Annotated in this window: 20 protein-coding genes; 17 read left to right on the top strand and 3 right to left on the bottom strand. The window is 73.1% G+C overall.

Annotated elements, in window-relative coordinates; translation table 11 throughout:
* Positions 1–2 precede the first annotated feature (2 nt).
* From AC4BGE_RS08670 to AC4BGE_RS08695, 6 genes are all read left to right on the top strand, one after another.
* The gene (locus AC4BGE_RS08670; protein WP_490575007.1) at positions 3–2,207 is read left to right on the top strand and encodes a 3-hydroxyacyl-CoA dehydrogenase NAD-binding domain-containing protein; all 2,205 of its coding nucleotides are present in this window, start codon (positions 3–5) and stop codon (positions 2,205–2,207) included.
* Positions 2,208–2,357: 150 nt separating this feature from the next.
* A complete protein-coding gene (locus AC4BGE_RS08675; RefSeq protein WP_490575008.1) occupies positions 2,358–3,080 on the top strand; it encodes an ABC transporter ATP-binding protein in 723 nt (240 codons plus the stop codon).
* Positions 3,055–4,611 carry a hypothetical protein gene (locus AC4BGE_RS08680; protein ID WP_490570957.1) on the top strand — a complete coding sequence of 519 codons (1,557 nt, stop codon included), beginning with the start codon at positions 3,055–3,057 and terminating at the stop codon, positions 4,609–4,611. Before AC4BGE_RS08675 ends, AC4BGE_RS08680 begins: the two co-directional genes overlap by 26 nt.
* 22 nt (positions 4,612–4,633) lie before the next feature.
* Entirely contained in the window at positions 4,634–5,551 is a 918-nt protein-coding gene (locus AC4BGE_RS08685; protein ID WP_490575009.1) for an ABC transporter substrate-binding protein, read from the top strand.
* Positions 5,552–5,561: 10 nt separating this feature from the next.
* Positions 5,562–6,422: an amino acid ABC transporter permease gene (locus AC4BGE_RS08690; protein WP_490575010.1), complete on the top strand. Its 861-nt coding sequence runs from the start codon at positions 5,562–5,564 to the stop codon at positions 6,420–6,422.
* Positions 6,419–7,156 (top strand): amino acid ABC transporter ATP-binding protein, encoded by a 738-nt coding sequence (locus AC4BGE_RS08695; protein WP_490570954.1) that lies wholly within the window; start codon positions 6,419–6,421, stop codon positions 7,154–7,156. The genes AC4BGE_RS08690 and AC4BGE_RS08695 overlap by 4 nt, the downstream gene beginning before the upstream one ends.
* Positions 7,157–7,175: 19 nt before the next feature.
* Here the strand turns inward: AC4BGE_RS08695 and AC4BGE_RS08700 are convergent, their stop codons facing one another.
* On the bottom strand, positions 7,176–7,961 hold the full coding sequence (locus AC4BGE_RS08700; RefSeq protein ID WP_490570953.1) for an SDR family oxidoreductase: 786 nt from the start codon (positions 7,959–7,961) through the stop codon (positions 7,176–7,178).
* Positions 7,962–8,029: 68 nt separating this feature from the next.
* Positions 8,030–8,494, bottom strand: coding sequence for a DUF4282 domain-containing protein (locus AC4BGE_RS08705; protein WP_490570952.1), 465 nt, complete (start codon positions 8,492–8,494; stop codon positions 8,030–8,032).
* Positions 8,495–8,679: 185 nt separating this feature from the next.
* Between AC4BGE_RS08705 and AC4BGE_RS08710 the strand changes: the two genes are divergently transcribed.
* The 4 genes from AC4BGE_RS08710 to AC4BGE_RS08725 are packed head-to-tail and all read left to right on the top strand — an operon-like array spanning position 8,680 to position 13,689.
* On the top strand, positions 8,680–9,261 hold the full coding sequence (locus AC4BGE_RS08710) for a PadR family transcriptional regulator (protein WP_490575011.1): 582 nt from the start codon (positions 8,680–8,682) through the stop codon (positions 9,259–9,261).
* Entirely contained in the window at positions 9,258–9,992 is a 735-nt protein-coding gene (locus AC4BGE_RS08715) for an ABC transporter ATP-binding protein (RefSeq protein WP_490575012.1), read from the top strand. Before AC4BGE_RS08710 ends, AC4BGE_RS08715 begins: the two co-directional genes overlap by 4 nt.
* A complete protein-coding gene (locus AC4BGE_RS08720; RefSeq protein ID WP_490575013.1) occupies positions 9,992–12,607 on the top strand; it encodes an ABC transporter permease in 2,616 nt (871 codons plus the stop codon). The genes AC4BGE_RS08715 and AC4BGE_RS08720 overlap by 1 nt, the downstream gene beginning before the upstream one ends.
* 38 nt (positions 12,608–12,645) lie before the next feature.
* On the top strand, positions 12,646–13,689 hold the full coding sequence (locus tag AC4BGE_RS08725) for an LLM class flavin-dependent oxidoreductase (RefSeq protein ID WP_490575014.1): 1,044 nt from the start codon (positions 12,646–12,648) through the stop codon (positions 13,687–13,689).
* Between the two features lie 4 nt (positions 13,690–13,693).
* Here the strand turns inward: AC4BGE_RS08725 and AC4BGE_RS08730 are convergent, their stop codons facing one another.
* Positions 13,694–15,112, bottom strand: coding sequence for a M1 family metallopeptidase (locus tag AC4BGE_RS08730; RefSeq protein WP_490575015.1), 1,419 nt, complete (start codon positions 15,110–15,112; stop codon positions 13,694–13,696).
* A 170-nt stretch (positions 15,113–15,282) separates the two neighbouring features.
* Here AC4BGE_RS08730 and AC4BGE_RS08735 point away from each other — a divergent pair, with 170 nt between their 5' ends.
* From AC4BGE_RS08735 to AC4BGE_RS08765, 7 genes are all read left to right on the top strand, one after another.
* Positions 15,283–15,372, top strand: coding sequence for a potassium-transporting ATPase subunit F (locus AC4BGE_RS08735; RefSeq protein WP_489965218.1), 90 nt, complete (start codon positions 15,283–15,285; stop codon positions 15,370–15,372).
* Positions 15,372–17,030 carry a potassium-transporting ATPase subunit KdpA gene (kdpA, locus tag AC4BGE_RS08740; RefSeq protein ID WP_490575016.1) on the top strand — a complete coding sequence of 553 codons (1,659 nt, stop codon included), beginning with the start codon at positions 15,372–15,374 and terminating at the stop codon, positions 17,028–17,030. The genes AC4BGE_RS08735 and kdpA overlap by 1 nt, the downstream gene beginning before the upstream one ends.
* 119 nt (positions 17,031–17,149) lie before the next feature.
* A complete protein-coding gene (kdpB, locus tag AC4BGE_RS08745) occupies positions 17,150–19,069 on the top strand; it encodes a potassium-transporting ATPase subunit KdpB (RefSeq protein ID WP_490575074.1) in 1,920 nt (639 codons plus the stop codon).
* A 4-nt stretch (positions 19,070–19,073) separates the two neighbouring features.
* Positions 19,074–19,658 carry a potassium-transporting ATPase subunit KdpC gene (gene kdpC / locus AC4BGE_RS08750; protein WP_490575017.1) on the top strand — a complete coding sequence of 195 codons (585 nt, stop codon included), beginning with the start codon at positions 19,074–19,076 and terminating at the stop codon, positions 19,656–19,658.
* A gap of 4 nt (positions 19,659–19,662) precedes the next feature.
* On the top strand, positions 19,663–22,203 hold the full coding sequence (locus tag AC4BGE_RS08755) for an ATP-binding protein (protein ID WP_490575018.1): 2,541 nt from the start codon (positions 19,663–19,665) through the stop codon (positions 22,201–22,203).
* Complete coding sequence (locus AC4BGE_RS08760) at positions 22,200–22,898, top strand: response regulator transcription factor (RefSeq protein ID WP_490575019.1); 699 nt, start codon at positions 22,200–22,202, stop codon at positions 22,896–22,898. The genes AC4BGE_RS08755 and AC4BGE_RS08760 overlap by 4 nt, the downstream gene beginning before the upstream one ends.
* Positions 22,899–22,930: 32 nt before the next feature.
* Complete coding sequence (locus tag AC4BGE_RS08765) at positions 22,931–23,572, top strand: TetR/AcrR family transcriptional regulator (RefSeq protein WP_490570942.1); 642 nt, start codon at positions 22,931–22,933, stop codon at positions 23,570–23,572.
* The last annotated feature ends 2 nt before the right edge of the window (positions 23,573–23,574 follow it).

Raw genomic sequence — 23,574 nt, forward strand, 5'->3', positions numbered from 1 at the left:
ACATGAGCAGCACCCAGACAGACCAGAGCGCCGTGCGCTACGACAAGGACGCCGACGGCGTCGTCACCCTGACGATGGACGACCCGACGTCCAGCGCCAACACCATGAACGAGCTCTACCAGCGCTCGATGGAGGCGGCCGTCAGCCGTCTGCACGACGAGGTGGACTCCGTCACCGGCGTGATCGTCACCAGCGCGAAGAAGACCTTCTTCGCCGGCGGCAACCTCAAGATGATGAGCCAGGCGACCAAGGACGACGCCGAGCGGATCTTCGCCGAGGTCGAGGCGATGAAGGCCACCCTGCGCCGCCTGGAGACCTTCCCCCGTCCCGTGGTCGCCGCGATCAACGGCGCCGCCCTCGGTGGCGGCCTGGAGATCGCGCTGGCCACCAACAGGCGGATCGCCGTCGACGACAGCCGGATCAAGATCGGCCTGCCCGAGGCGACCCTGGGCCTGCTCCCGGGCGGCGGCGGGGTCACCCGCACCGTGCGGATGCTCGGCCTGCAGACCGCCCTGATGGACGTGCTGCTCCAGGGCACCCAGTTCAAGCCGGCCGACGCCCAGGCCAAGGGCCTCGTCGACGAGCTGGTGGCCACCCAGGACGAGCTGCTCCCCGCGGCGCGCGCCTGGCTGGCCTCGGTCAAGGACGACGAGGCCGCGGCGAAGCAGCCGTGGGACCGCCCCGGCTACAAGATGCCCGGCGGCAACCCCAAGTCGCCCGCGATGGCGGCCTTCCTGCCGGCCTTCCCGGCGCTGCTGCGCAAGCAGCTCAAGGGTGCGGACTACCCGGCCCAGAAGGCGATCCTGGCCGCCGCGGTCGAGGGTGCGACCAGCGACTTCGAGACCGCCTCGCGGATCGAGTCGCGCTACATCACCAGCCTGATCACCGGTCAGAACTCCAAGAACATGATCCAGGCGTTCTTCTTCGACCTGCAGGCGATCAACTCCGGCTCGCTGCGCCCGCAGGGCATCGAGAAGTTCAAGGCCACCAAGGTCGGCGTCCTGGGCGCCGGGATGATGGGCGCCGGCATCGCCTACGTCTGCGCCCGCGCCGGCATGCAGGTGGTGCTCAAGGACGTCGAGCAGGCGAACGCCGAGAAGGGCAAGGCCTACAGCGAGAAGCTCAACGCCAAGGCCGTCTCGCGCGGCAAGCTGACGAGTGCGAAGTCCGACGAGCTGCTCGGCCGGATCACCCCGACCGCCGACCCGGCCGACCTGGCCGGCTGCGACCTGGTGATCGAGGCGGTCTTCGAGGACGCCTCGCTCAAGGCGAAGGTCTTCGCCGAGGTGGCGCCGTACGTCAACCCCGACGCGCTGCTGTGCTCCAACACCTCCACCCTGCCGATCACCGAGCTCGCCGAGGGCGTCGACCGGCCGGCCGACTTCATCGGCCTGCACTTCTTCTCCCCGGTCGACAAGATGCCGCTGGTGGAGATCATCCGCGGTCGTGAGACCTCGGACGCCACGCTGGCCAAGGCCTACGACGTGGTGCAGCAGATCCGCAAGACCCCGATCGTGGTCAACGACAGCCGCGGCTTCTACACCTCGCGGGTGATCGGCACCCAGATCAACGAGGGGCTGCGGATGCTCGGCGAGGGCGTCCGCCCGATGACGCTGGAGCGGGCCGCCACCCAGGCGGGCTTCCCGGTCGGGCCGCTGCAGATCAGCGACGAGCTCAACCTCGAGCTGATGAAGAAGATCCGGATCGCCAACGAGGCCGCCTGGCAGGCCGAGGGCAAGGACGTCGCCGCCGACCCGTCGACCCAGGTGGTGGAGAAGATGCTGGAGCTCGGCCGCTCCTCCAAGCTCAAGGGCGCCGGCTTCTACGAGTACGCCGACGGCCGGCGCGCCGGCCTCTGGTCCGGCCTGGCCGAGACCTTCCCGCCCGCGCAGGAGCAGATCCCGTTCCGCGACGTGCAGGACCGGATGCTCTTCATCGAGGCGCTGGAGACCGCCCGCTGCTTCGAGGAGGACGTCATCACCTCCGCCGCCGCGGCCAACATCGGCTCGATCATGGGCATCGGCTTCCCCGCCCGCACCGGTGGGGCGGCGCAGTTCATGACCGGCTACGAGGGTGCCGACGGCTCCGTGGGCCTGAAGGCGTTCGTGGCTCGCGCCGACGAGCTCGCGGCGGCGTACGGCGAGCGCTTCGCGCCGACCTCGCGGCTGCGCGAGATGGCGGAGAAGGGCGAGTCCTTCCCCGCCTGACCCGCGCCTGACCCGCGCCGAGGGGAAGCGGGAGCACCATTTCCGGACCGGAGGTGGTGCTCCTGCTTCCCCTCACTGGCGTGGGTGGGGGTCTCCACCCATGTCCCCGGTTCTGCCCCGCCGGAGGCTGCGGTCGGTGAGAATCGGCGAATGACCGACGCCGTCCCCCAGCCTGCCGCCGTCGCGGTCGAGGACCTGCACGTCCGCTTCGGCGAGGTGGAGGCGGTCGCCGGCGTCTCCTTCACCGCCCTGGCCGGCCAGTCCACCGCCCTGCTGGGCCGCAACGGCGCCGGCAAGTCGACCACCATGCGGGTCCTCGCCGGGGTCGTCCCCCCGACCTCCGGCCGGGTGCTGGTGGCCGGCCACGACGTGGCCCGCGACCCGCTGGCGGTCAAGCGCGCCGTCGGCTACTGCCCCGACGTGGGCGGCCTGGTGCCCCGGGCCACCCCCTGGGAGCACCTCCAGCTCGCCGCCCGGCTGCGGCGGCTGCCCGACTGGGAGCCGCGGGCGCGCGACCTGCTCGAGCGCTTCGAGCTCGGCGACGTCGCCCACCGGGTGACAGCCGGCTTCTCCCACGGCATGGGACGGCGCCTCTCGGTCGTGCTGGCCGCGTTCCACCGCCCCGACGTGCTGCTCCTCGACGAGCCCTTCGACGGGGTCGACCCGCTGGGCGTGGAGGCGACCTTCGACGTGGTCGCCGACGCGCGGGCCCGGGGGGCCAGCGTGCTCCTCTCCACCCACCTGCGCGAGCTGGCCGTCGAGGTCTGCACCTCCGCGCTGGTGCTGCGCGGCGGTGAGCGGGTGGCCACCCTGGACGCCGGCGAGCTGCTCGGGGAGGTCGGCGCCGATGCCTACCGCGCTCTCCTCGACTGAGCCGGCGCCCGCGCCCGGCGCCTGGGAGATGCGCGTGCTCCGGCCCCTGGCCGACACCGCCCACCTGGTCCGCTTCCGGGCCGCCGCCGTACGCCGCCCCCGGGCGGCCCGGATCGGCTGGGGGGTGCTGCTGGGGATCACCGCGGTGGCCCTCGTCGCCCCCGCCCTGGCCCCCGGCGCGGGGGAGGAGTCGGGGCGCAGCCTCGACGTGCTGATCCTGCTGCCCACCTTCATGGCCGGCTTCCTGGGCCTGGCCGTGGTCTCCGCGGTCGCCTCGGGCGGCGGGCGCGAGCTGCTGCCGCACGCCCAGGCCGTCGCCTTCCCGGTCAGCCCCACCACCGACCACCTCGGGGCGCTGCTCCAGGCGCCCCTCAACATCGCCTGGCTGATCCAGGCGTGGTTCCTGCTGGGCGCGGCCGCCTGGGGCAACGGCCCGGCAGGCCTGCTTCCCCTCCAGGTGGTCCTGCTGCTCTGGCTGGCCCTGGCCACCGCGCTCGCGCAGGTGCTCGCCTGGTGGGTCGAGGCGCTGCGGCGCGGTCGCCACGGGATCCACCTCGTCCGTCTGCTGGGCGTCGGCGGCGCGGGCGTGGCGCTGTGGCTGCAGCTGTCCGGGCGCTGGCTGCCGGTGCTGGACGCCCTGCCGACGCTGGACCTGGTCGTGGCCGGCGTGAGCGGCTGGTCGGGCACCTGGGTCGCGGCGGTCGCGTTCGAGGCGGCCGCGATCGTGGCGGCGGTGGTCCTCGGGGCGGTGCCGGCGCACGCCGCGGCCCGCCGGCTGGCCCGCGACGAGCAGCGGGTCGAGAGCGCCACCTATCCGGCCCGGCCGACCCCGCGCTCGGAGCTGGCGATGCTGGTGCGGCTCGACCGCGCCTCGGTGTGGCGGGCGGTCCCGATGCGCCGCGGCCTCTGGGTGCTGGCCCTCGGACCCGGGCTGGTCGCGCTCGCCGGGGCGCTCTCCTGGGACGTGGTGGTGATCCTCCCGGGGCTGGTGGTCAGCGGCGGGGTGCTGCTCTTCGGGGTCAATGCCTGGGCGCTCGACGGCCGCGGGGGCCTGTGGCGCGAGAGCCTCCCGGTGGACCCCGCGCTGGTCTTCCGGGCCCGCAGCTGGGTGATGACCGAGTGGCTGCTGTGCGCGGCGCTGCTCACCGTGGTGCTGGCCTCGCTCCGCGCCGGCCGCCCCACCGGCGCGGAGGCGGTCGCGCTGCTCTGCGCCCTGCTGGTGGTGACCGGGCAGGTGGTGGCGGTGGCGATGACCTGGTCGATCCGGCGGCCGTTCTCGGTCGACCTGCGCTCGGCGCGAGCCACCCCGGCCCCGCCGGCGGTGATGGTGGGCTACTCCGCCCGCCTCGCGACCAGCACCACGATCACCGCCATGGTCTTCTCCACCCTCTCCTGGACGGCCCCGGGCTGGGTCAGCGTGGTGGTGGCGCTGCCGATGCTGGGCTGGTCGGCGCTGCGCTGGCGCCGGGCCGCCCGCCGGTGGGCCGACCCGGTCGCCCGCGCGTGGGTGAGCACCACCGTCGCAGCCTGAGCCGAGCGCCTACGATTCGCTCATGCACCCGCGCCGTTCCCTCCGTCTCTCCCGTCCCGCCGTACGCCGTATCGGCGCCCTGGCGGCCGCCCCGCTGCTGCTCGTCGGCGCCGCCTGCGCCCCCACCGAGGACTCGGACGACACCGCCGCCGAGGCCGGCCCGGAGTCCTCGGCCGCCACCGTCGACCCCGCCGAGTGCGCCGCCGACGCCGTGCGCACCGAGGGCACCCTGACCATCGCCACCGACTCCCCGGCCTACGAGCCGTGGTTCACCGACAACGACCCCGCCACCGGTGAGGGCTTCGAGTCGGCGGTGGCCTACGAGGTCGCGGACCGCCTGGGCTTCTCCGAGGACGAGGTCACCTGGGTGACGGTGCCCTTCAACACCTCCTACAAGCCCGGGCCCAAGGAGTTCGACTTCGACATCAACCAGATCTCGATCACCCCCGAGCGCGCCGAGCGGGTCGACTTCTCCCGCGGCTACTACTCCGCCGCCCAGGCCGTCATCGCCCTCGACGGCAGCCCGGCCGCCGACGCCACCTCGGTCGAGGAGCTGGCCGACCTGCGGCTCGGCGCCCAGACCGGCACCACCTCGCTGACCGCGATCCGCGACGTGATCCAGCCCGACGCCGAGGTCTCGGTCTTCGAGGACACCAACGCCGCCAAGCAGGCCCTGATGAACGACCAGGTCGACGCGATCCTGGCCGACCTGCCGACCGCCTTCTACATCACCGCGGTGGAGATCCCGAAGGGCTCCATCGTCGGCCAGTTCCAGCCCGAGACCGGCGACCAGGAGGAGTTCGGCCTGCTGCTGGAGAAGGGCAGCCCGATGACCGCCTGCGTCGACGCCGCGCTGGAGCAGATGGAGGAGGACGGCACCCTGGCCTCGCTCGAGGAGGAGTGGCTCTCGGAGACCGTCGGCGTGCCCGAGCTCAAGTGACCTCACGCCCGTGACCCTTCCGGAGGCGGCCTGGCAGCCCAGCGAGCGTGAGCTCGAGCGGCGCCGGGTCCGCCGTTCCCTGCGCCGCCGCTCGCTGACGGTCGCCGTCCTGGCGACGGTGGTGGTCTTCGGCGCGATGGCGGCCGGCGTGGTCACCTCGCCCGGCTGGGCCACGGTCCAGGACTACTTCTTCGACCCCGAGGCCGCCCGGGAGTCGTTCCCGGCGATCTGGGCCGGCTTCTGGCTCAACGTGAAGATGTTCCTGATCGCGGAGCCGCTGATCCTGGTGCTCGGCCTGGGCCTGGCCCTGGCGCGCCAGGCCCGGGTGCCGTGGCTGACCCCGCTGCGGCTGCTGGCCACCCTCTACACCGACCTGTTCCGGGGGATCCCGACCATCCTGCTGGTGGTGCTGCTCGCCTTCGGGATGCCGGCGCTGCAGCTGCAGGGGGTGACCAACGACCGGTTCTTCTGGGCGCTGGTGGCGCTGGTGCTCTCCTACGGCGCCTATGTCGGCGAGGTCTTCCGGGCGGGCATCGAGTCGGTGCACCCCTCCCAGCTGGCCAGCGCGGAGACGCTGGGGCTCACCCGCTTCCAGACCATGCGGCACGTCGTGGTGCCCCAGGCCGTACGCCGGGTGGTGCCGCCGCTGCTCAACGACTTCGTCTCGCTGCAGAAGGACACCGCGCTGGTCTCCACGGTCGGCATCTTCGACGCCGTCTTCGCGGCCCGCGACTACGGCAACTACAACTTCAACGACACCCCGCTGGTGGTGGTGGCGCTCTTCTTCGTCGCGATCACCATCCCGCTGGCCCGGCTGACCGACTACCTGGCCAGGCGGACCGCGGCACGGGAGAGGGCGGGTGCCCGATGACCGACCTGCTGCGGGTCCGCGGGCTGCGCAAGAGCTACGGCGACAAGGTGGTGCTGCACGACATCGACCTCGACGTCGCGACCGGCGACGTGGTCTGCCTGATCGGCTCCTCGGGCTCGGGCAAGTCGACGCTGCTGCGCTGCCTCAACCTGCTCGAGGAGATCGACGACGGGCTGGTCGAGCTCGACGGCGTGGACATCTCGGACCCGCGGGTCGACCGCCGGGCGGTGCGCTCCCGGATGGGGATGGTCTTCCAGGCCTACAACCTGTTCCCGCACCTGAGCGTGCTCGACAACGTCACCCTCGCGCCCCGCAAGGTGCACGGGGTGGGACGGCGGGAGGCCGAGGAGCGGGCCCGCGAGCTGCTCGAGCGGTTCGGCCTCGGCGACAAGGCCGACGCGCACCCCGACCGGCTCTCCGGCGGGCAGCAGCAGCGGGCCGCGCTGGTCCGGGCCCTGGCCCCGGCGCCGAGCCTGCTCCTGCTCGACGAGATCACCGCCGCCCTGGACCCCGAGCTGGTCGGCGACGTGCTCGACGCGGTGCGCGCCCTCGCGGAGGCCGGCACCACCCTGGTGCTGGCCACCCACGAGATGCGGTTCGCCCGCGACGTGGCCAGCCGCGTCTGCTTCCTCGACGGCGGCCGGATCCTGGAGGCGGGCCCGCCCGAGGAGATCTTCACCGCGCCGCGCGAGGAGCGGACCCGGCAGTTCCTGCGCCGGGTGCTGCCGGCCTGACCTGCCCGGCCCCGTCCGCTCAGACCAGCCTGCGGAACAGCGGCGTCGGCGCGTGCCGGATCACCCGGGCCAGCACCTCCCACGGCAGGCCGGGCACGTGCGCGGAGGCGCGCTCGGCCTCGATCGCGGCGACCATCGAGCGCACCCCACGCTCGGTGGAGACCATCAGCGGGGGCGGGGTGGTGCCCGGGCCGGTGGGGTTCATCTCCGAGGCGATGTAGCCGGGGTAGATGACCGAGAACTTGATCGGGCTGCCGTGCAGCTCGGCGCGAAGCCCCTCGGCCAGGTGGGCGACGGCGGCCTTGCTGGCGGCGTACGTCGTCATCGACTTCGGCATCCCGCGCACCGCCGAGACGCTGGAGACGATCACCAGGTGGCCGCTGCCCTGGGCGCGGAAGACCTCCATCGCCGCCTCGACCTGGGCCAGCGCGCCGACGAAGTTGGTCATCGCGGTCTCCCGGTTGGCGTCGAACCGCCCGGTGCCCAACGGGGCGCCCTTGCCGATGCCGGCGTTGACCACCACCCGGTCCAGGGTGCGCCCGTCGGCGGCGAAGTCGTCGCGGAACCCGCGGACCACCTCGAAGACCTGGTCGTGGTCGTTGACGTCGAGGGCGCGCAGGTGGACCGGGTGGCCGGGGTGGGCGGCCTGGATCTCGGTGCGCAGCTCCTCGAGCCGCTCGGTGCGCCGGGCGCCGAGGGCGAGCGGGTGCCCGAGGGCGGCGAGCTGGCGGGCCATCTCGGCGCCCAGCCCGCTGCTGGCGCCGGTGATCAGGGTGGTCTTCGCGATGGTGCTCGCCTGGGTCATGGCGCCAGTGTGACGCACATCGCCCACCCCGGCCCGCCGAGGTGCGGGACCGGGATGGGCGTGAGGCGTCAGCGCAGGCGCTGGTGGATGTCTTCGCTCATCCGCACGATCGCGACGTAGAACTCCAGCGTCATCCGGATCAGGCACAGGTAGAAGACCAGGACGACCGGGCCGAGGATCAGCACGGCCAGCCCGGCGCCGGCGCTCTGGACGAAGCTCGCGAGCACGAAGAACAGCCAGAAGAGGACCATCAGGCCGACCGCCAAGGCGTAGACGACCTTGACCACCTTGGGCGTGATGAAGCTGGTGAAGGAGAAGTCGAAGAGGCTGCCGAAGAACCCCTTGTCCGACTGCCCCTGCGGCAGGCTGGGGTCGGTGCCGTAGCCGCCGTACGCCGGCTGGCTGCCGTACGGCGCGGTGGGCTGCTCGCCGTAGGGCTGCTGGCCGTAGGGCTGGCCGCCCTGCGGGTCGCCCTGCCCGTACGGGTTCTCCTGGCCGTACGGGTTCTCGGGCGGGTTTCCGTAGTTCGACATCGTCTCTCCCTCTGCAGATTGCCTGGCGGCGCCGGGCTGCGCCTCGCAGCCTAGTGAGCGCGGGGACCTTCTGCCCGCTGAAGACCGGACCAAACCACGGGGTCCGGGATGCTTGCCGGCCACGCGCATACCCGGTATACATACCGAGTATGGTGGCGCCGAGGTGTCGCCGGGACGGGGGAGGGATGTCGGTCAAGCAGGCGCTCCTGGCGCTGCTCGAGCAGGGACCCAAGTACGGCTACCAGCTGCGCACGGAGTTCGAGGAGCGCACCGGCGCGACGTGGCCGCTCAACATCGGGCAGGTGTACACGACGTTGTCCCGGCTGGAGCGCGACCAGCTCGTGGAGAGCGACGGGGCGGCCGACGACGAGGGTCATGTCACCTACCAGATCACCGAGGCCGGCCGCGCGGAGGCGAGCAGCTGGTTCGTGACCCCGGTGCCGCGCGAGCAGCCGCCGCCCCGCGACGAGCTGGCGATCAAGCTGGCGATCGCGGTCACGCTGCCGGGAGTGGACGTCGAGGCGCTGATTCAGGCTCAGCGCACCGCGACGATGACCGCCCTCCAGGAGTACACCCGGCTCAAGCGCACCGGGCGGGCTGCGCAGCCGACGGAGCCCGAGGAGCTCGCCTGGAGCCTGGTCCTGGACTCGCTGGTCTTCGCCGCCGAGGCAGAGATCCGGTGGCTGGACCACTGCGAGGCCCGCCTGCGACGGAAGTCCGCCGGCACGACGACCAGCACGACACCGACGAACCGGGGGAATCGATGAGCAACGAAGCGATCCTGCGACTCGACGCGGTGACCCGCGTCCACGGCACGGGCGCGACCGAGGTGCACGCACTGCGCGGTGTCTCCTTCCGTGCCGCCCCCGGAGAGCTGGTCGCGCTGATGGGGCCCTCCGGCTCCGGCAAGTCCTCGCTGCTGACGGTCGCGGGTGGGCTGGACCAGCCCACCGCCGGCACGGTGACGGTGGACGGGGTCGACCTGGCCGGCCTCGATCTCGCCGCCCGGGCCAGGCTGCGGCGCACGTCGGTCGGCTACGTCTTCCAGGACTTCAACCTGATCCCGGCACTGAGCGCGGCCGAGAACGTGGCCCTGCCGCTCGAGCTCGGCGGCGTCCGCTCCGCGGAGGCCCGCCGGCAGGCCCGGGCGGCGCTGGAGGAGGTCGGCGTCCTCGAGCTCGCCGACCGCTTCCCCGACGACATGTCCGGCGGCCAGCAGCAGCGCATCGCGATCGCCCGGGCGGTCGTCGGGGAGCGTCGGCTGATCCTCGCCGACGAGCCGACCGGGGCGCTGGACACCGAGACGGGGGAGGAGATCCTGCGCCTGCTGCGGGAGCGCTGCGATGCGGGCGCCGCGGGGGTGCTGGTCACCCACGAGGCCCGGCACGCGGCCTGGGCCGACCGGGTGGTCTTCCTCCGCGACGGGATGGTCGTCGACGAGTCGGGTGTCCCGGCGGCCGACGACCTGCTCACGCCGAGCGCGACCGGCGGTGCCTGATGCGTGGCTGGCGGCCGCTGCTGCGGCTGGCCTGGCGCGACGTACGCCGTGCCCGGGCGCGCAGCGCCCTGGTGCTGGTGCTGATCGCGCTGCCCGTGCTCGCGGTGACCACGGCGCTGGTGCTGACCTCCACCGCGCTGGTGACCGGGACCGAGGCGCTGGAGCGTCGGCTCGGCGCGGCCGACGCGCTGGTCGAGTTCGACGGCTACTCCTCCCGGGTCTCCCAGACCCCCGATCCCGACAGGGGCATGGGAGCCGGCGAGGGGGACGGCCGGGACGCGCGGTTCACCCTCGGCACCCTGGAGCAGGTGCTGGACCGCGACGTCCGGGCGGTGGAGTGGCGCCGCACCGAGCTGGGGGTGGAGACCGACCGCGGTGTCGTCCGAGCGGGTGCCTCCTACCTCGACCTGGCCGACCCGCTGACCGAGGGCCTGGCCACGCTCGAGGAGGGCCGGTTCCCCGGCGAGGCCGGGGAGGCGCTGGTCAACCGCGCGCTGGCCGACCGTGGCCCCGGGCTCGGCGAGACGCTCACCCTGGCCGACGGCACCACCTACGAGGTGGTCGGCGTCGGCGAGGACGCGGTGACGAAGCAGTTCCCGACGTTCTTCACGCCCCAGGCGCCGCCGTCCGCGACCGGGACTCCCGTCAGCTGGCTCGTCGACGCCGGTGAGGTGACCTGGGAGGAGGTGCGGGCCCTCAACGAGCACGGCGCCAGGGTCCTCTCCCGCGCCGTCCTGCGCGACCCGCCGCCGGACTCCGCGGTCGCCCCCGAGCTGCGCGGAGGCAGTGGCGACGAGGCGATGACGGTGCTGCTGCTGGTCGTGGTGATGGTGCTGCTGGAGGTGGTGCTGCTCGCCGGCCCGGCCTTCGCGGTGACCGCCCGCCGGCAGTCGCGGACGCTGGCCCTGATGGCCGCCGTCGGCGGCACCCCCGCCCAGGCGCGCGGCGCGATCCTGGCGGTCGCCCTGGTGCTCGGGGGCCTCGCGGCCGCGGCGGGGGCGCTGGGCGGGATCGCGCTGGCCCGCGGCATCGCCCCGGTGGTCGAGCACTACAGCAGCTCCTGGCTCGGCCCCTTCGACGTGCCCTGGCCGCTGGTGGCGGTCGTCGCGGGCTGCGGCCTGCTGGCGGCGCTGCTCGCCGCGGCGGCACCGGCCTGGCTGGCCTCGCGGACCGACGTGGTGGCGGTGCTCGCCGGCCGGCGTGGCGACGCCGCCCCCTCGACCCGCTCGCCCCTGCTCGGCGTGGTGCTGCTGGGCGCAGGTGTCGCCGGCGCCGTGGTCGGGGCCCGGAAGGAGTCCGGCGGCGAGACCTTCATCGCCGGGTCGGCCATCGTGTCGGTCCTCGGCATGGTGCTGATCGTGCCGGTGGTCCTCGGTCTGCTCTCCCGGGTGGGCGGGCGGCTGCCCCTGCCCCTGCGGTACGCCGTGCGCGACGCGGTGCGCCACCGCACCAGGACCGTGCCCGCGGTGGCGGCAGTCGCCGCGACCGTCTGCGGCGTGGTGGCCCTGGGCATCAGCACCAGCAGCGACGCCCGCGAGAACGAGGCGACCTACGCTCCGCAGCTGCCGCACGGCGACGGGATCGTCAGGGCCGGTGGGTCGCCGTCCGCCCAGTGGCAGCAGCTGGAGGAGCTGGTGCGCCGGGAGCTGCCCGCGGCGACGGTGACCCCGGTGGTCGGGGTGCCCGAGCTGATGGACGGCCACGTCGAGGTCGGGTACCGGCTGCCCGGGGAGCGCGGGTCCGGCTGGTTCCTGGAGTGGGTGGGCGGGAACCTGGGCACCTCGGGCCTGGTCGCCGACGAGCTGCCCGCGGTGCTGCGCGACCTGAGCGACGCCGAGCGTGAGCGCGGCGACCGGGCGCTCGCCGAGGGCCGGCTGGTCGTCTTCACCACCGACCCGGTCGAGGCCGACCAGGTGCGGGTCAAGGGCACCATGTGGGACGACCAGGCCATGGAGCAGACGACGATCTTCGGCCCCCAGACGCTGCCCGCCACCTTCGTCCAGGTGGAGACCCCCGGCTACCCGGTCCCGGCCGTGGTCCCCACCGAGGTGGCCGCCGGGCTGGGGATGGAGGTGTCGACCGTCGCCCTGCACGTCAGCGGCGTGGTGATCCCGGAGCAGGCCGCGGACGATCTCGACGAGGCGGTGGCGGCCACGGGGGAGTACGCCGGGTTCTACCTGGAGCGCGGCTACGCGCCGCACCCGGCCGAGCGGTGGGTGACCTGGGTGCTGGCGGCGCTGGGCGGGGTGCTGATGGTGGGCGGCACGCTCACCGTCACCTTCCTGGCCCTCAGCGACGCGCGCCCCGACCTGGCGACCCTGGCAGCGGTGGGCGCCGCGCCCCGGACCCGGCGGGCGGTGGCGGCGTCGTACGCCCTGGTGGTCGGGTTCGTCGGCGCCGTGCTGGGGGCGCTGGTCGGGCTGGTGCCGGGGATCGCGGTCGCCTTCCCGCTGACCCGGTCCTACGGCAACGCCGGCGACGCCTCCGTGGGTCCCTTCGTGGAGATCCCCTGGCTGATGATCGGCGCCGTCGTGCTGCTGCTCCCGCTGCTCACCGCCGCCCTGGTGGCGCTGTGCACGCGGTCCCGGCTGCCGATGGCGGCACGGCTGGAGTGAGGGGGAATGACACCCCGGGTCCACGGGGTTGACCCGGGGTGACCGACCCCGCCATGCCCGCCCTGTCCGTGCTCGACCTGGTGCCGGTGCGCACCGACCAGACCACCGGGGACGCGGTCCACGCGACGCTCTCCTTGGCGAAGACCGCCGACGAGCTGGGCTACGCCCGCTACTGGCTGGCCGAGCACCACAACATGCCGGCGGTCGCGGCGACCAACCCGCCGCTGCTGATCGCGATGGTCGCCGGCGCCACGCAGCGGATCCGGGTGGGCAGCGGCGGCGTGATGCTGCCCAACCACTCCCCGCTGGTGGTCGCCGAGCAGTTCGCGCTCCTCGAGGCGGCGTACCCCGACCGGATCGACCTCGGCATCGGCCGCGCCCCGGGCACCGACCAGCTCACCCGCTACGCGCTGCGTCAGGGCGCCGGCGGCGAGGACCCGGTCGCGGAGTTCCCGAGGTACGTCGACGACATCGGCGTGCTGATGTCCGAGCACGGCGCGGCGATGGCCTTCCAGGGCCGTGAGCACCCGCTCAAGGCGACCCCCAAGGCCGCGTCGGTCGCGCAGATCTGGCTGCTCGGCTCCTCCGACTACTCCGCGCGACTGGCCGCCTCCCGCGGGCTGCCCTACGTCTTCGCCCACCACTTCTCCGGGCAGGGCACGGCCGAGGCGCTCGAGCTCTACCGCTCGACCTACCAGCCCTCGGAGCGCTTCCCCACGCCGCGCACCTTCCTCACCGTCAATGCCTGCGTCGCGCAGACCGAGGAGGAGGCGCGCCGGCTGGCCCGGCCGCAGGTGCTGCAGATGCTCGCCATCGTCACCGGCGGGACGCTGACCCCGCAGGCGTTGGTCGAGGAGGCCGAGAAGGTCGAGCTCGACGCCGGCCGGCAGCGGATCGCCGACGGCATGATGGACCGCTGGGTGATCGGCGACGCGGAGTCCTCGAGGCGCCGGATCGCCGACCTCGCCGCGCAGTTCGGCGTCGACGAGGTGATGGTCCACCCGGTCGCCGGCTCCTACGCCGGCACTCCCGCCGCCGCGACCCCGGCCCGCGAGGAGACGCTGCGGCTGCTCGCCGGGTGACGCCTCACCAGGTGGTCGGCCTGGCCGGGTTGTCCAGCCAGGTGTCGAAGAACGCCTCGAGGTCCTGGCCGCTGACCCGGGCCGCCAGTCGGCGGAACTGCTCGATCTTGACGACCTGGCCGCCGTAGGTGCTGATCCAAGTCTTCGCGAGGCGGAAGAACGTCTCGTCGCCGAGCCGCTGGCGCAACGCGTGCAGGGTGGCGGCGCCCCGCTCGTAGACCGCGTCGGCGAAGAGGTCGTCGCGGCCCGGGTCGGAGACCACGGTGGTCCAGAACTCGTCGTCGGCCGGCGTGGCCAGCACCTCGTCGAACGCCTGCTGCGTGGTGGTGCCGCCCCGGGCCTCGGTCCACAGCCACGACGCGTACTCCGCCCAGCCCTCGTTGAGCCAGATGTCGGACCAGCGGCGCGGGCCGACCCAGTCGCCCAGCCACTGGTGGGCCAGCTCGTGCGCCGCGGTGGACTCGGTCGCCACCTTGCTGAAGACCGAGCGGGTCTGGGTCTCCAGCGCGTAGCCGACCGAGTCCTCGTCGACCGTGGCGCCGTAGGCGACGAACGGGTAGGGACCGAACCGCTCCTCGAAGAACCTCACCATCGGACCCGTCAGGGCCAGGGTGGCCCGGCTGACCCGCCGGTCGCGGGCAGGGAGGTCCCGGTCGAGGAAGTCGATCACCGGCAGTCCGCCGGCGACGGTGGAGCGGCGCATCCGGAAGTCCCCGATCGTGGCGGTGGCGAGGTAGGAGGCCATCGGGTCGGGGGCGTCCCAGACCCAGGTGGTCCGGCCGTGGCGGGTGCGCCGGCTCTCCAGCAGCCCGTTGGCCGCCACGGCCAAACCCTTCGGCACGGTGACCTCGAAGCGGTAGGTGGCCTTGTCCTTCGGGGTGTCGTTGACCGGGAACCAGGTGGGGGCGCCGTCCGGCTCGTTGACCACGATCGCGCCGTCGCGGGTGGTGACCCAGCCGTAGAGGGCGCCCTCGGCGTCCTTGGGGCGGCCGGTGGTGCCGCCGTACCGGACCACCACCGTGTGCCGCTGCCAGGGGCGCAGCGAGGCGCGCGGGGTGACCACCAGCTCGTGGTCACGGACCTGGCGGAACCGCGCCGGGCGGCCGTCGACCACGACCGACGTCGCCCGCAGCCCCCGCAGGTCGAGGTTGAATCGGCCCAGGCGTTCGCTCGGCACCATCCTGATCCTGGCCACGGCGTCGAGCCGCCCCCGCAGCCGCGGGGCACCCGCCCGGGGTGGGGTGTAGTCGAGGGTCAGGTCATAGTGCTTCACGTCGTAGCCCCGGTTCCCCGCCAGCGGGAAGTACGGGTCCCCCGCGCCGGGGCCGCCGGGTGACTCGGCTGCGCTGCCGGAGGCCAGCAGCGTGACCAGCAGAGGGGCCACCACGGCTCCCACGATCGTGCGCCTGTGACGGACGGACATCTCCAGCCTCCTGCCCGACGCCGGTGGACGACGCCCGAGGATTCGACGGTAGCCCTGTCCGCGCCCCGGTGACAGGGGTCGCCGCGGTGACTCGACAAGAGGGCGTCAAGAGGCGTCAAGATCGCGTCAACATCGGCGCCCGGAGGTCTGTCCACGGCTTGGCTGGTCGCATGAGTCTTGCAACCGGCCTCCTGATCGCGGCGGTCCTCGCGATCGCGGCGTACCTGCTCACGGCGTTGATCCTCCCGGAGCGTTTCTAGTGTCCGACACCGTCTCCGGCCTCCTCTCGATCGCCACCCTCCTCGGGCTGCTCGCCCTCCTCTACGTCCCCCTCGGCGACTACATGGCCCGCGTCTACGACGGGGCCCGGCACCTGCGGGCCGAACGCGGCGTCTACCGGCTCACCGGGGTGAACCCCGACGTCGAGCAGAGCCCGCGCTCCTACGCCGTCAGCGTGCTCGGCTTCTCGTTGGTCGGGGTCGTGCTGCTGATGGTCATGCAGATGGCCCAGGCGCACCTGCCGATGAGCAGGGACCTGCCAGGCACCCCCTTCTGGATGTCCTTCAACACCGCGGCCTCCTTCGTCGCCAACACCAACTGGCAGTCCTACGGTGGCGAGTCGACCCTCGGCTTCACCGTGCAGATGGCCGGGTTGGCGGTGCAGAACTTCCTCTCCGCGGCTGTCGGCATGGCGGTCGCGGTCGCCCTGATCCGCGGCTTCGTCCGGGTGCGCAGCGGGTCGCTGGGCAACTTCTGGGTCGACCTGACCCGGGGCACGCTGCGGATCCTGCTGCCGATCGCCTTCGTCGGCGCACTGCTGCTGATCCTCGGCGGAGTGGTGCAGAGCTTCTCCGACACCGCCATGGAGACCCTCGCCGGCCACAGCCAGGTGCTTACCGGCGGACCGGTGGCCAGCCAGGAGTCGATCAAGGAGCTCGGCACCAACGGCGGTGGCTTCTACAACGCCAACTCCGCCCACCCGTTCGAGAACCCCAGCGGGTTCACCAACCTGCTGGAGATCTTCCTGATCCTGCTCATCCCGGTCTGCCTGACCCGCACCATGGGCACCCTGCTGGGCGACCGTCGCCAGGGTCTGGCGGTGCTCGGCGCGATGGGCGTGCTGGTCACCCTCTCGCTCGTGGTCGTGACCGCCGCCGAGGTCGGCGCCCGGTCGGACGCCGCACAGGCGGCGGGCGCCGCGATGGAGGGCAAGGAGACCCGCCTGGGCGAATGGGCCTCCGCGCTCTTCGCGGTCGCCACCACCGGCACCTCCACCGGGGCGGTCAACGCCAGCCACGACTCGCTGACCCCGCTCGGGGGCGGGATGGTGCTGATGAACATGATGTTCGGCGAGGTGACACCGGGCGGCGTCGGGACGGGGCTCTACGGGATCCTGATGATGGCGATCCTCGCGGTCTTCGTCGCCGGGCTGATGGTCGGCCGCACCCCTGAGCTGTTCGGCAAGAAGATCGGCTCGCGGCAGATGACCTACGTCGCCCTCTACACGCTCACCACCCCCGCCCTGGTGCTGATCGGCACCGGCCTCGCGATCTCGCTGGACTCCACGCCGGAGGCGATGGGCAACCCGGGCGGCCACGGGTTCAGCGAGGTGCTCTACGCCTACACCTCGGCGGCCAACAACAACGGCAGCGCGTTCGGCGGCATCACGGTGACCTCGGACTTCTTCCAGATCACCCTCGGGCTCGCCATGCTGCTCGGCCGTCTGGTGCCGATCGTGATGGTCCTGCTGCTCGCCGGCTCGCTCGCCGAGCAGGGCAAGGTCCCGGCCACCGCCGGCACGCTGCCGACCCACAAGCCGCTCTTCGTGGGCCTGGTGGTCGGCGTGATCGTGATCATGACCGCGCTCACCTACTTCCCCGCCCTTTCCCTCGGACCGATCGCAGAGGCACTCGCATGAGCACCGCCCAGTCCACCGCCCAGTCCATCTCCTCCCGCCAGCTGGTCGCCCAAGGCCTGGCGCAGCTCCCCGAGGCGCTGCGCAAGCTCGACCCGCGCCACCTCTGGCGCTCCCCGGTGATGTTCCTGGTCTGGCTGGGATCGATCGTGACCACGGTGGCCGCGGTCGTGGACCCCAGTGTCTTCACCGCGGCGCTCGCGGTGTGGCTGTGGCTGACCGTCGTCTTCGGCAACCTGGCCGAGGCCGTGGCCGAGGGCCGCGGCAAGGCCCAGGCCGCCTCGCTGCGGGCGGCCCGGACCGACACGGTCGCCCGGCGGCTCGACGCGGCCGGCCACGAGACCGCGGTGCCCGGCACCCAACTGCTCGTCGGGGATCGCGTGGTGGTGGAGGCCGGTGAGGTGATCCCCGGCGACGGCGACGTGGTCGAGGGCATCGCCAGCGTCGACGAGTCGGCGATCACCGGGGAGTCCGCGCCGGTGATCCGCGAGGCCGGAGGGGACCGCAGCGCGGTGACCGGCGGCACCCGGGTCCTCTCCGACCGGATCGTCGTACGGATCACCGCGGCCGCGGGGGAGACCTTCCTGGACAAGATGATCGCCCTGGTGGAGGGCACCTCTCGGCGCAAGACGCCCAACGAGGTGGCCCTCTCGATCCTGCTCACCAGCCTGACCCTGGTCTTCCTGGCCGCCGTCGCCACGCTGGCACCGATGGCCGAGTACGCCGGGGCGCCCCAGGACCTGGTCGTCCTGGTGGCCCTGCTGGTCTGCCTGATCCCCACCACCATCGGCGCCCTGCTCTCCGCGATCGGCATCGCCGGCATGGACCGGCTGGTGCGGGTCAACGTGCTGGCCATGTCGGGCCGCGCGGTCGAGGCAGCGGGCGACGTCTCCACGCTGCTGCTGGACAAGACCGGCACCATCACCCTCGGCAACCGGCAGGCCGCCCGGTTCATCCCCGCTCCGGGCGTGAGCGAGGCGGAGCTGCTGGCCGCGGCGCGGCTCTCCAGCCTCGCCGACCAGACCCCGGAGGGTCGGTCCGTGGTCGAGCTGGCGCTGAGCCTGGGCGCCGACGACCGGGACCTGCCGGCTGGTGCGACGTTCGTCGAGTTCACCGCACAGACCAGGATGTCGGGGGTCGACCTGGCCGACGGCACCCAGATCCGCAAGGGGGCGGGCTCCGCGGTGGCGGCGTGGCTGGGCGCCGGCCCTGCGGCCGAGATGGCCGACGTGGTCGACGAGATCGCCCGCGCCGGGGGCACCCCGCTGGTGGTGGCTCGCTGCGGTGCGGGCACCGACTCGGGGGTGCTGGGTGTCATCCACCTCAAGGACGTGGTGAAGGAGGGGATGGCCGAGCGGTTCGCCGAGCTCCGCTCGATGGGCATCCGCACGGTGATGATCACCGGCGACAACGCCCTCACCGCGCGGGCGATCGCCGACGAGGCCGGGGTCGACGACTTCCTCGCCGAGGCGACTCCGGAGGACAAGCTGGCCTACATCCGCCGTGAGCAGTCCGGGGGACGGCTGGTGGCGATGACCGGCGACGGCACCAACGACGCGCCGGCGCTGGCCGCCGCCGACGTGGGGGTCGCGATGAACAGCGGCACCGCGGCGGCCAAGGAGGCCGGCAACATGGTGGACCTGGACTCCGACCCCACCAAGCTCATCGACATCGTGGAGATCGGCAAGCAGCTGCTCATCACCCGCGGCGCCCTGACCACCTTCTCCATCGCCAACGACGTCGCGAAGTACTTCGCGATCATCCCGGCCATGTTCGTGGCCGCCTACCCCTCCCTGGACGCCCTCAACGTGATGGGCCTGGCGACACCGCAGTCGGCGATCCTGTCGGCGGTGATCTTCAACGCCCTGGTGATCGTCTTCCTGATCCCGCTGGCCCTGCGCGGCGTCCGGTTCCGGGCGTCCTCGGCCACCCAGGTGCTGCGTCGCAACATGCTCGTCTTCGGGCTGGGCGGCGTCCTCGTCCCCTTCGTCGGCATCAAGCTCATCGACCTCGTCGTCTCCCACATCCCAGGAATTGGCTGATCACATGAACACCGACTTCGTACGCCAGTCACTCACCGCCCTGCGGGCCATGCTCGTCTTCACCGTGATCCTCGGGGTCGCCTACCCCGTGACGGTGTGGGCGGCCGGCCAGGCGCTCGGCGACCGGGCCGAGGGGCAGCCGCTGCGCCACGACGGGCAGGTCGTCGGCTCCCGCCTGCTGGGTCAGCAGTTCGAAGGAGAGGAGTGGTTCCACTCCCGTCCCTCGGCCAACGACTACGACACCCTGGCCTCGGCTCCCAGCAACCTCGGACCCAGCAACACCGACCTGCTCGAGCTGATCGAGGAGCGTCGCGCCGAGGTCGCGGCGCGGGAGTCGGTGGCGGCCGACGACGTACCGCCGGACGCGCTGACCGCCTCCGGCTCCGGCCTGGACCCGCACATCTCGCCGGAGTACGCCGCGATCCAGGCGCCCCGGGTGGCGGCGGCTCGGGGCCTGGACGTGCAGCAGGTGCGTGACCTGGTGGAGGCGAGCACCGACGGACGCAGCCTGGGCTTCCTGGGCGAGCCGGGCGTCAACGTGCTGGAGCTCAACCTGGCGGTGCTGCGGGCGGACGAGGGTGGAGACTGATGCCATGAGGCCTGGCGAACGCGGGAGGCTCCGGGTCTACCTGGGAGCCGCGCCCGGGGTGGGCAAGACGTTCGCGATGCTCGACGAGGGTCATCGCCGGGTCGAGCGCGGCACCGACGTGGTGGTGGCCTACGTGGAGACCCACGGGCGGCCCCGCACCGCGGAGGCCGCGGCGGGTCTCGAGGTGGTGCCGCGGTGCGCGATCGGCTACCGGGGCACCGTGGTGGAGGAGATGGACCTGGACGCCGTCCTGGCGAGACGCCCGGCGGTGGCCCTGGTCGACGAGCTGGCGCACACCAACGTGCCGGGCAGCAGGCACGAGAAGCGGTGGCAGGACGTGCAGGCCCTGCGGGATGCCGGGATCGAGGTGGTCACCACCGTCAACATCCAGCACCTGGAGTCGCTCAACGACGTGACCGAGTCGATCACCGGCGTCCGCCAGCGGGAGACGGTGCCCGACCACGTGGTGCGCTCCGCGGACCAGATCGAGCTGGTCGACATGAGCCCCCAGTCGCTGCGGCGCAGGATGGCGCACGGCAACATCTACAGCGCCGACCGGGTCGACGCGGCGCTCTCGCAGTACTTCCGGGAGGGCAACCTGACCGCGCTGCGCGAGCTGGCCCTGCTCTGGCTCGCCGACCGGGTCGACGAGGGAATGGAGCGCTACCGCGACGCGCACCAGATCGACTCCACGTGGGCCACCCGCGAGCGGATCGTCGTCCCGGTCTCCGGCGGACCGGAGTCCACCACCCTGATGCGCCGGGCCGCCCGGATCACCTCGCGCTCCTCGGGGGCGGGCTGGCGTGCCCTCTACGTCACCCGCAACGACGGTCTCACCGGCGTCTCCCCCGACACGCTGATCAGCCTGCGACGCAAGGCCGAGGAGCTCGGCGGCACCTTCCACACCGTGGTCGGGGACGATCCGGCCGAGGCCATCCTGGACTTCGCCCGCGCCGAGAACGCCACCCAGATCACCATCGGTGCCAGTCGGCGCGGCCGGGTCTCCACGCTGCTGCGCCCTGGGGTCGGCGAGCGCGTGGTCGCCGGCTCCGGCGACATCGACGTCCACATCGTCGCCCACGAGCACGCCCGCCAGGGAGTGGCGAGGTCGCACCCGCCCGAGGGCCTGGGACGTCGACGCAGAGCCGTGGGCCTGGTCTTCGGGATCCTCGTCCCGCTGCTGGTGAGCCTGCTGCTGCGCTGGACCCAGGACCTGCACGCGCTGCCCACCGAGGCGATGGTGCTGATGGTCGTGGTGGTGGCGACCGCCCTGATCGGCGGGCTGGCGCCGGCCCTGGTCTCCGCCCTCGCCAGCGGACTGCTGCTCAACCTGCTGCTGACCCCGCCGGTGGACACCCTGACCATCGCGGAGCCGGAGAACGCGGTCACGATCGCGCTCTTCCTGATGGTGGGCATCGCGGTGGCCACGGTCGTGGGCGACGCAGCCCGCCGTTCGGCCCAGGCGACCCGGGCCCGGGCCGAGGCCGACGCCCTCACGGTGCTCGCCCACAGCCTGCTCAACGCCACCGACGACACCGACGGGCTGCTCGCCTCGGCGTGCGAGCTCCTGAACGCCGACGGTGCGGCGATCTTCCGGCGTGAGGACGGCACGGGCACGGCGGAGGTGGCGGTGGCTACCTGGGGGAAGGCGCCGCGGGACCGCGAGGCCGCCGACGTGACCGCGGCCATCGACGAGCGGAGCACGCTGGCGTTGGCGGGCGCCGACCTGCCGGCTTCGCAGCGCAGCCTGCTCAACGCCTACGCCGCCTACGCCGGCGTGATGGCCGACCGCCGCCGCGCCACCGAGGGGGAGGTGGAGCGGCTACGACTGGCCGAGGCGGACCGCACCCGGACCGCCCTGCTCTCCGCGGTCTCGCACGACCTGCGCTCGCCGCTGGCCGCGGTCAAGGTGGCGGTGGACAGCCTGTGCAGCCCCGACGTGGAGTGGTCGCCCGAGGACGAGCGCGAGCTCCTGGCGACGATCCAGGAGGCGACCGACCGGCTGATCGGCCTGGTCACCAACCTGCTGGACATGAGCCGGGTGCACACCGGGTCGATCCGGCCCCGGAGCGCCGAGGTGGTGCTGGCCCACGCGGTGCACGACGCGCTCGCCCCGCTGACGGGGTCGGCGCGGATCGAGGTCGCGGTCGACGAGCGGCTGGTGGCGCTCGCCGACCCGGGGCTGCTGGACCGGGTGCTGGCCAACCTCTGCGAGAACGCGCTCAAGCACACGTCCGCGACGGCGGGGATCCGGGTCGACGCGACGACCCTCGCCGGCGACCGGGTGGTGCTCCGGATCGCCGACACCGGGCCGGGCGTCGGTTCCGGCGACCGGGACCGGCTCTTCGACCCCTTCCAGCGGTTCGGCGACGTGCCCCGGGAGGACGGGGTGGGGCTGGGGCTGGCCGTGGCCCGCGGCCTGACCGAGGCGATGGGCGGGACGCTGAGCGCCGAGGAGACCCCCGGCGGCGGCCTGACCTTCGTGCTGGAGCTGCCCGCCCTGTCACCCGTCCTGTCACCCGCCCTCGAGGAGGAGCTCTCGTGACCCGTGTCCTGGTGGTCGACGACGACCCTGCGATCCGCCGTACCCTCGGGGTCAACCTGCGGGCCCGCGGCTACGAGGTGGAGACCGCCGGCGACGGCCGCTCGGCCCTGCAGGCGGTGGACGAGCAGGCGCCCGACGTGGTGCTGCTCGACCTCGGCCTGCCCGACCTCGACGGGGTGACCGTGCTCGGCCGGCTGCGCGCGATGGCCGAGGTGCCGGTGATCGTGGTCTCGGCGCGCACCGAGTCCGACGACAAGGTGGAGGCGCTGGACCTGGGCGCGGACGACTACATCACCAAGCCCTTCTCGATCGAGGAGCTGTTGGCCCGGGTGCGTGCGGCCACCCGCCGGGCCGGAGCCGAGTCCCCGGCGCTGCGGGTGGAGGTCGACGGGCTGGTCCTCGACGTCACTGACTGCACCGCCAGCCGCGACGGCGAGGAGCTCCGGCTCACCCCGACCGAGTGGCGGATCGTCGAGCACCTGGTCCGCCGCCGCGGGCGGCTGGTGCGCCAGAGCGACCTGCTGCACGCCGTGTGGGGGCCCCGCTTCGATCGGCAGACCAACTACCTGCGGGTCCACATGTCCAGCATCCGCCACAAGCTGGAGCGCGACCCCGCGCATCCGCAGCTCTTCCTCACCGAACCGGGCATGGGCTACCGCTTCGTCATGCACGAATCCACAAAAAGTCAGGCTTGACTGTTTGTTAGTTCGTGACGCAGGCTGTGCACATGACCGACCAGCCGACCCGCGTCCCGCAGGAGGAGCGGACCCGCGCCATGCGGGCGCGCCTGCTGGAGGCGACCGTGGAGTGCCTGGTCGAACGCGGCTTCTCCGGCACCTCGACCACGCTGGTCTCCCAGCGCGCCGGGGTCTCCCGCGGCGCCCAGCTGCACCACTTCCCGACCAAGAACGACCTGGTGGTCGCCGCCGTCGAGCACCTGACCGTCAAGCGCGCCTCCGAGCTGGCCACCGTCCTGGGGGAGGACGCGCGCCGCGAGCACGGCACCCGCGCGGTGCTGGGCATCCTGGCCGACCACTTCACCTCGCCGGTCTTCGTCGCGGCCCTCGAGCTGTGGGTCGCCGCCCGCACCGACGAGCAGCTGCTGGCCGCGGTCCAGCCGCTGGAGCAGCGGGTCGGCCGGCAGACCCACCAGCTGACCGCCGCGGCGCTCGGGGTCGACGGCAGCGCCCCGGGCACCCGCGAGCTGGTCCAGGCGACCCTCGACCTGCTGCGCGGGCTCGGCCTGGCCAACACCTTCTCCGACGACACCCGTCGCCGCGAGCGGATCCTCGACCAGTGGGCGGTCACCCTCGACGCCGCGCTGGTCTCGACAAGCTCGACCGACGAGCCCACCACCGAAGGAGCCTGAAC

The organism is Nocardioides sp. Z50_6 (assembly GCF_058215755.1).